Source organism: Pseudogracilibacillus amylolyticus (SeqCode) (assembly GCF_051918545.1).
Taxonomy (GTDB): domain Bacteria; phylum Bacillota; class Bacilli; order Bacillales; family Amphibacillaceae; genus Pseudogracilibacillus.
In genome coordinates this window covers 1-6,428 of record NZ_JBPPZG010000195.1, presented here as the reverse complement: position 1 = coordinate 6,428, position 6,428 = coordinate 1, and the positions used below count along the sequence as shown (strand labels likewise).

Genomic DNA, 6,428 nt, shown 5'->3' with positions numbered 1-6,428 from the left:
ATCTAAATGCATACATTCCGCTGCTCGAAACTGCGCCGCCTCGAACTTCTTGGTCCTTTTTATCCTCCTTTTTGAACTCGCACTTCTATGTTCTAAATTAATCATTTGGGTTAATCGTTCGGTATTTACCACCATAATAAAGAATGGGTTCCCCGTCTTGAATTGTAATATCCGTTACTTTGGCTATTATAATTAAATGATCCCCAGCTTTTACTGTTTGATCAACTTCACAGGATAATGTCGCAAGTGCATCTTTAATGACTGGGACTTCATCTCGTACAATAAATTCAATTTCACGATCCTGCTCTTTTTGTCTTGCAAAAATCATCGACAACTCTCTTTGCTCTTCTTTCAACATACTCACACCAAATTTAGTCGTGTTTTTCAATTCATCGTACAATCTGGCATCTTCATCTATTGATACTGCGATTAATTTTGGATTTAACGAGATTGACATAAATGCATTGACGGTCATCCCTTTATATTCATTATTATCATTTATCGACACAATTGTAATACCTGTTGCAAACTTTCCCATTGCGTCACGAAATAAACGCTCATCCATTCAAACTCTCACCCTTCTATCCTCAGCATTGCTATAAGAATAACATTGTTTACGTTTATTTAACATTTTTTTGCTTGTTAGTTTACATAATAAAATTATCGTTAATTAATTGTAAAAAACGGGGTGTTTAAGTAGTAAATAAGTGAAGAAATTTTTTCACTTTACTTGTTAAACACCCCTATTACTAACTTTCAATTTATACAGGATATACCCCATGTTTTCTATGTGTAAAATTTACTTGTTTTGATTCATACATACTGAATCTAGTAGAAAGTTCTTTTCGAATTTTATCTGGATCGATAATCGCATCCACTACCATTTCAGATGCTAAACGGTAAATATCGATATCATTCTTGTACTCCTGTTGTTTTTCTTTTACGAAAGCAGCACGTTCTTCCTCTGGTAGAGAGGCGATTTTATTTGCATAGACAGCATTAATTGCAGCTTCTGGGCCCATTACAGCGATTTGTGCTGATGGAAATGCAAGTGTTGCATCTGGTTCAAAAGCTGGTCCTGCCATTGCATACAAACCAGCACCATATGCTTTTCTAACTACAACAGAAATTTTTGGCACAGTAGCCTCACTCATCATCGCGAGCATTTTTGCCCCATGCCTAATAATTCCTTGCTGTTCTACCTTTGTTCCGATCATGAATCCGGGAACATCCATTAAGAATAATAATGAAATATTAAAAGCATCGCATAACTGAATAAACTTGGCAGCTTTATCGGCAGAATCCGGGAATAAAACGCCACCTTTCATTCTTGGTTGGTTAGCGATGATTCCTATAACTCTTCCTTCAATTCTTGCAAGTCCCGTAATTAATTCTGGAGCAAATAATTTCTTAACCTCTAAGAATTAGATCATACATATTAAACGCAGCATTTTGATTTTCTGGGATAATATCTTTAATTGATTTCTCAAACTGTTTTGCTTCTTTAGTAGCGATTGTTTTAGGCTTCGATTTGTAATTTTGTGGGAAATAGTTTAAATATGTGCGAGCATAGGATATTGCTTCTTCTTCAGATTCTACCAAAACATCACCGCAACCAGATACAGAGCAATGCATTTTCGCTCCACCCATTTCTTCTAATGTCACCTTTTCACCGATCACCATTTCAGCCATACGTGGCGAGCCTAAATACATCGAAGCATTCCCTTCTACCATGACAACAATATCACAAAATGCTGGGATGTATGCTCCGCCGGCAGCGGAAGGGCCAAACAGTAAACAAATTTGCGGTACGCGACCAGAAAGTTTTATTTGATTGTGAAAAATACGTCCTGCTCCGCGACGACTCGGAAACATTTCTATTTGATCCGTAATTCTAGCACCTGCGGAATCAACTAAATAAAGCATTGGGATTTCTAGATTTAATGCTGTTTCTTGAATTCGGATAATTTTTTCAACTGTACGCCAACCCCATGAGCCTGCTTTAACTGTCGAATCGTTTGCCATTACACAGACTGATTGTCCATTTATTTTACCGATTCCAGTAACTACACCATCGGATGGTAGGTCATCTTCCATGCAATTAGCAAAAAATCCATCTTCTATTTCTATATCTTCATCAAATAAAAGTTCTAATCGTCTTCGAACAAATAGTTTACCTTTCTCGCTGTTTGCTTTATGATATTTTTCTTTTCCACCTTGTTTTATTTTCTCGGTTCTTTTTTGAAATTCATTTATATCAGACATAGGACTCCTCCTAATTTATATCCCTTTATAATTAGGTTTTCTTTTTTCTTTAAAAGCTTGTAAACCTTCTAATCTATCTTCCGTTGGGATTGTTTGTTTATAGCATTGATGTTCAATATTTAATCCAGAATTAAGATCTGTTTCGATTCCCTTATTGATTGCCTCTTTAACTTGCTTAACAGCAATTGGTCCATTTGAAGCGATTTTTACTGCAAGTTGCTTCGCTTCTTGCAGTAAATTTTCTGGCTGAACTATCGACTCCACTAGGCCAATTTTATATGCTTCATCTGCTTCAATTCGCATCGCTGTATAAATTAACCGTTTCGCTTGCCCAGTACCGATAAGTCTCGGCAGCCGCTGGGTACCTCCTGCACCGGGAATAATGGCTAAAGATGTTTCTGTTAATCCCATTTTTACGTGATTTGCAACTATTCTAATGTCACAAGCTAAGGCAAGTTCAAGTCCGCCTCCAAATGCAACACCATTTATGGCTGCAATGACAGGGACTTTCAACTTTTCTATATTTGATATTGTTTCACCTATGTATGTAACGGTTTTAATAACCTCTTCTTCAGTCATTCCTCTACGCTCTTTTAAATCTGCACCGGCACAAAAAGATTTATTACCCGCACCAGTAATTATTACACAACGAATGGAATTATTATTTTCAATTTCTGTAAAAACTTCATTCAATTCATCCAATAATTGTAGCGATAACGCATTTGCCGCTTCTAATCGATTTAATGTGATGATACCAATATGTTCGTTTTCTATCTTAAAGGTAATGAGAGTAGACATCGTTAATTCCCCTCCTTCACTACTATTCAATAATTGCTATAACATCTCCTTCGTTAATAAAATCCCCTTCACTTACTTTAATTTCTTTGATAATTCCGGATTGTTCTGTAGATATAGGGATTTCCATCTTCATTGATTCTAAAATTGCGACATCATCACCAGCCTCTACTTTATCTCCTTCTTTCACTACAATCTTCCACATATTTCCTGCCATACTAGCTTTAATTTCAGACATTTATAACGCCTCCATCAATAATTATAAAAATTTTTGTACGAAATTAGTCGGTGTATTACCGGATTTAAATTGTTCATGATTTACTACTCTAATTAGCATTGGTATATTTGTTTTAATACCTTCAATTTTATAGTTTCCTAATGCTTCTTTCAAGCGCAAGATAGCTTCTTCTCTAGACTCTCCAGTAACAATTAATTTACTTATCATTGGGTCATAAAACGGCGTGACATTACTATCACTTCTTACGGAAGATTCTATGCGAATATATTTTCCCACTGGCTCTTCATATTGTGTGATTTTACCAGGTGATGGGAAAAAGTTTTGAGGATCTTCGGCATAAATTCTTGCTTCAATTGCATGACCATTATGAACAATGTCAGATTGGGTAATCGTAAGTGTTTTACCACTTGCGATATTTATTTGCTGTTCGATGAGGTCGATACCGGTAATTTCTTCTGTTATAGGATGTTCAACTTGAATTCTAGTATTCATTTCTAAAAAGTAAAATTGTTCTTCTGAATCTACTAAGAACTCTATCGTCCCAGCATTTGAATATCCTAACTCTTTGACTGCCTTAACAGAAACTTCCCCCATTAATGCACGAGTTTTTTCAGATAAGATTGTGGCAGGAGCTTCCTCAATTACTTTCTGGTTTCTTCGTTGAATGGAGCATTCTCGTTCAAATAGATGAACTGCATTGCCGTGTTCATCGGCTAATACTTGCACCTCTATATGCCGGGCATTTTCAAGTTGTTTCTCAATAAACATGGAACCATCACCAAAAAGAGATTCTGCACGTTTTGAATTATTCTCAAACGTCTTTTCTAGTTCTTCTTCATTTGTTACGGTTTGTAGTCCTACCCCGCCACCACCTGCTGAAGCCTTTAACATTACAGGATAGCCTATATGTTTAACGGAATCCTTCGCTTCTGCAATTGTTTTTACAGCTCCTTCTGTTCCGGGGATTACAGGTACACCAGCTTGTTTCATTAATTTCCTGGCTGTAATTTTATCTCCCATTTTCTCTATAATCTTTGCAGATGGTCCGATAAAAATAATATTTGCTTCTTTACATTTTCTTGCAAAATCACTATTTTCACTCAAAAATCCATACCCAGGATGAATCGCACATACATCGGCTTCTTTAGCTATTTGTATTATTTTTTCCATATTCATATAACTTTCATTAACACGTGGTGGTCCGATCAGATAACCTTCATCGGCAATTTTTACATATGGAGCAAATTCATCCGCTTCTGAATATATTGCAACAGTCTCTATGCCGATTTTTTTACATGTACGGATAATTCGAGCAGCAATCTCTCCACGATTTGCAATGAGTATTTTCTTAATCATATACTCTCTCCTGTTCCTAATATTAATAATTAAAAGGCGGGATAAGTGTTTTTATCTAAGAAAAATTGGTTGCATATCATCTACTTTGGAAATATTCATCACTTAAGGAGCCAAAGTTGATCGTTTTCTAAATATCCCAACCTCTTCAAATTAAATTTAACAGCCCAAATGCCTAGCAATTACTAATCGTTGGATTTCGGATGTTCCTTCACCGATAACGAGTAATTTAGCATCACGTAAATATCGTTCAACTTCATATTCACGCATGTATCCGTACCCACCATGAATTTGGATTGCTTGATCCGCCGCGCGAACAGCTGTTTCAGTGGCAAATAACTTAGCATATGCCGCTTCTTTCGAAAACGGTTTATTATTATCTTTTAACCAAGCTGCTTTTAATACCATGTTCCTGGCGAGTTCCACTTCCATTGCCATATCAGCCAATTTAAATTGAATTGCTTGAAAGGAAGAGATTGGTTTACCAAATTGTTTTCTTTCTTTTGCATAGGTTAACGCTTTCTCTAATGATGCTTGGGCAATTCCAACCCCAAGAGCACCGATCGAAATGCGTCCCCCATCCAAGGTTGATAAAAATTGTTTGAATCCATCTTTTGGATCTCCTAATAGATTTGTTTTTGGTACCCGAACATTGTCTAATACAATTTCAGCCGTATCAGATCCTCGTACCCCCATTTTGTCATAATTACTCGTTATCGTAACACCTTCCGTGTTTGTCGGAACAATGATGGAGGATATAATAGGACGTCCTTTTTCATTTTTACCTGTTACAGCTGTAATAATTAAATTTTTAGCAAAGCTTGCATTTGTGATGAAGCATTTTTCACCATTAATAACATAATAATCTCCATCTTCGACTGCAGTAGTCTTTGTACCACCGGCATCTGATCCGGCATTAGGTTCCGTAAGACCAAAGGCTCCAAGTGCACGACCTTCTGCAAGAGGTACCAAATATTGTTGTTTTTGTTCTTCGGTACCGAACATATAAAGTGGGCTTGCCCCAAGTGAAACAGCTGCAGCATAACTTAAACCGGTACTTCCGCAAACTCTAGCAATTTCTTCTGCAGCAAGTGCATAAGAAATTGTATCCCCGCCAGCTCCACCATACTCTTCTGGAAATGGAATACCCATTAAACCCAGTTCACCCATTTGCTTAAAAATGTCTTCCGGAAATTTTGCTTCCGTATCAATTTCAATCGCACGTGGCTTAATCACGTTTTCTGCAAAATCTCTCACCATTTTTCGGATCATTTCTTGTTCTTTTGAAAGTTCAAAATTCACATTATCACTCCTTAGACACTATTCATTTAAAAATCAGTTACATCATTTAACAAAAATAATATTTAAAAACTAAAGCTATAAATTTAGCGTATCATATTTTCATCATATAAAAAAGTGCTTACATTATGTATTGCTTAGGGAAATCAATTTCATAATCCAATATGTAAGTTTAAAATCCGCACAATTAAGTTCAGATATATGTTCATTGAGTAATTAAAAACATTTCAAATGAACGCTAAATATAAATCCGTATTCTGACAAATAACAAATCAAAAATAAAAAAAGAACCCACTCTGCACATGGATTCTTTTTCCGCTAAAATTTATTATGATTCGTTAAATGGAATATCATATTCTGCTTCTATTATCGTATATTCAACAATTCCTTCTTCATCCGCGTCGATGATAAAGGAGCCATTGCTATTTCGATCACTTATTGGTAAACCATATGGTACTACCTTGATCCTTTTTTCCTT

General features: G+C 36.0%; 5 protein-coding genes and 1 pseudogene. All 6 read right to left on the bottom strand.

Annotation, left to right across the window (positions count from 1 at the left end; all coding sequences use genetic code 11):
* Window positions 1-97: 97 nt before the first annotated feature.
* The 6 genes and pseudogenes from ACPYKA_RS16905 to ACPYKA_RS16880 all read right to left on the bottom strand — a co-directional run bounded on the left by ACPYKA_RS16905 (window position 98) and on the right by ACPYKA_RS16880 (window position 5,953).
* Entirely contained in the window at window positions 98-565 is a 468-nt protein-coding gene (locus tag ACPYKA_RS16905; RefSeq protein ID WP_479543385.1) for a flavin reductase family protein, read from the bottom strand.
* 196 nt (window positions 566-761) lie between these two features.
* Window positions 762-2,265 (bottom strand): annotated as a pseudogene (locus ACPYKA_RS16900) (acyl-CoA carboxylase subunit beta).
* Window positions 2,266-2,280: 15 nt separating this feature from the next.
* Complete coding sequence (locus ACPYKA_RS16895) at window positions 2,281-3,063, bottom strand: enoyl-CoA hydratase (protein WP_479543384.1); 783 nt, start codon at window positions 3,061-3,063, stop codon at window positions 2,281-2,283.
* Window positions 3,064-3,085: 22 nt separating this feature from the next.
* The gene (locus ACPYKA_RS16890) at window positions 3,086-3,298 is read right to left on the bottom strand and encodes an acetyl-CoA carboxylase biotin carboxyl carrier protein subunit (protein ID WP_479543383.1); all 213 of its coding nucleotides are present in this window, start codon (window positions 3,296-3,298) and stop codon (window positions 3,086-3,088) included.
* 21 nt (window positions 3,299-3,319) lie between these two features.
* Window positions 3,320-4,654, bottom strand: coding sequence for an acetyl-CoA carboxylase biotin carboxylase subunit (locus ACPYKA_RS16885; RefSeq protein WP_479543382.1), 1,335 nt, complete (start codon window positions 4,652-4,654; stop codon window positions 3,320-3,322).
* A 156-nt stretch (window positions 4,655-4,810) separates the two neighbouring features.
* On the bottom strand, window positions 4,811-5,953 hold the full coding sequence (locus ACPYKA_RS16880; RefSeq protein WP_479543381.1) for an acyl-CoA dehydrogenase: 1,143 nt from the start codon (window positions 5,951-5,953) through the stop codon (window positions 4,811-4,813).
* Between the last annotated feature and the right edge of the window lie 475 nt (window positions 5,954-6,428).